This window comes from Bacillus sp. P4_D3, assembly GCF_056401855.1.
Genome location: NZ_JBFUIN010000861.1, coordinates 1 through 1,193 on the forward strand (window position 1 = coordinate 1; position 1,193 = coordinate 1,193).

Here is a 1,193-nt window from a genome sequence, read left to right on the forward strand (position 1 = left end):
CATTAAAACCGTCAGAACGATTAGTACTATTATTATTAGAGAAGCATAGAATGTTATATACGAACGATCTATTAGCCCTTTCAAATTTATCATATAAAACATTAACAGATTCACTAACAGCACTCGTTTTAAAGTCTTATGTTTTAAAGGATACAGGTAAGGGAAGAAGGCAGAATTGTTATAGATTAGTACGATAAGAGTACCGTTATAGACGCTTGCTACATATGGATTTTTCAAATGTAAGGATAAAATTCATTTTGGTTTTCAAATGATAAAAAACTATTAATTTAAGTAAATAGCCGGTTTCGATATGTAAAGAATTCATGGCTGCTAAATATATAATTTCATTTCATTTTTATTAATGTTAATTAGTTGCAAGTGAAAATGATAATTTTTTAAAACAATTATAAAAATGAAATTCAAAAACAATCTACTCGAGAGTGGGCTGTTTTTTTTATTAGGATAACGAATTATAAAAATAATATTATTATGTAAACTTAATTATTTAGAAAGGAACATGTGATTATTAATGGAATTTATTAAGGGGTATTTAATATTTGTATACATGGAGGTTCATTATGGAACAAATCATATCAATATTACAAGCAGTCATAAGCGGGGAAAAAGAAAAGGTAGTAGAAATCATTAATACGGATCCAAGTGTTGTTAACTCATTTAGTGAAGATGGATGGACACCGCTTCACTTAGCTGCTTATTTTGGACAGAAAGAAATTGCAAGTTTCTTTTTAGAACAGGGAGCAGAAATACATATTAGAGCAAAAAACGAAAATGAAAATACACCTCTTCAAGCAGCAATTGCGAATAAGCAAAGCGAGCTTGTAGCTTTCTTAATTGAAAAGGGATCAGATGTGAATGCTGTGCAAAGTGGTGGCTGGACAGGACTTCATGAAGCAGCGTTATTAGGAGATGAAGAAATCATTATATTACTTCTTGAAAATGGTGCTAATAAAATGATTAAGAAAAATGATGGGAAAACCGCATATGATATTGCTTTAGAAAAAGGGCATGAATCCCTATTGCATCATTTGCAAGAGGAAGTGAGCTTTTGATTAGCCACTGGAATGTAGGGATTTTTCTTTTTAAGGAAGTGGAAGTGTTAGATTTTGCGGGCCCATTTGAAGTTTTTTCCGTTACAGCAACAAGTGAAGGTCAACCATTTACAGTTCATACTG

At 31.3% G+C, this 1,193-nt stretch carries 2 protein-coding genes and 1 pseudogene; all 3 read left to right on the forward strand.

What is annotated here, in order from left to right; all coding sequences use genetic code 11:
- The coding region (locus AC1DTM_RS27430) for a hypothetical protein (protein ID WP_477001371.1) at positions 1–197 on the forward strand (197 nt) is incomplete at its 5' end.
- 381 nt (positions 198–578) lie between these two features.
- A complete protein-coding gene (locus AC1DTM_RS27435) occupies positions 579–1,070 on the forward strand; it encodes an ankyrin repeat domain-containing protein (RefSeq protein WP_002161472.1) in 492 nt (163 codons plus the stop codon).
- Positions 1,067–1,193, forward strand: a pseudogene (locus tag AC1DTM_RS27440) (DJ-1/PfpI family protein); the annotation flags it as partial. The gene AC1DTM_RS27435 and the pseudogene AC1DTM_RS27440, both read left to right, overlap by 4 nt.

Coding starts and splice junctions, on each gene's coding strand:
- AC1DTM_RS27435 (WP_002161472.1), top strand. CDS start 579: ATGGAACAAATCATATCAATATTACAAGCAGTCATAAGCGGGGAAAAA.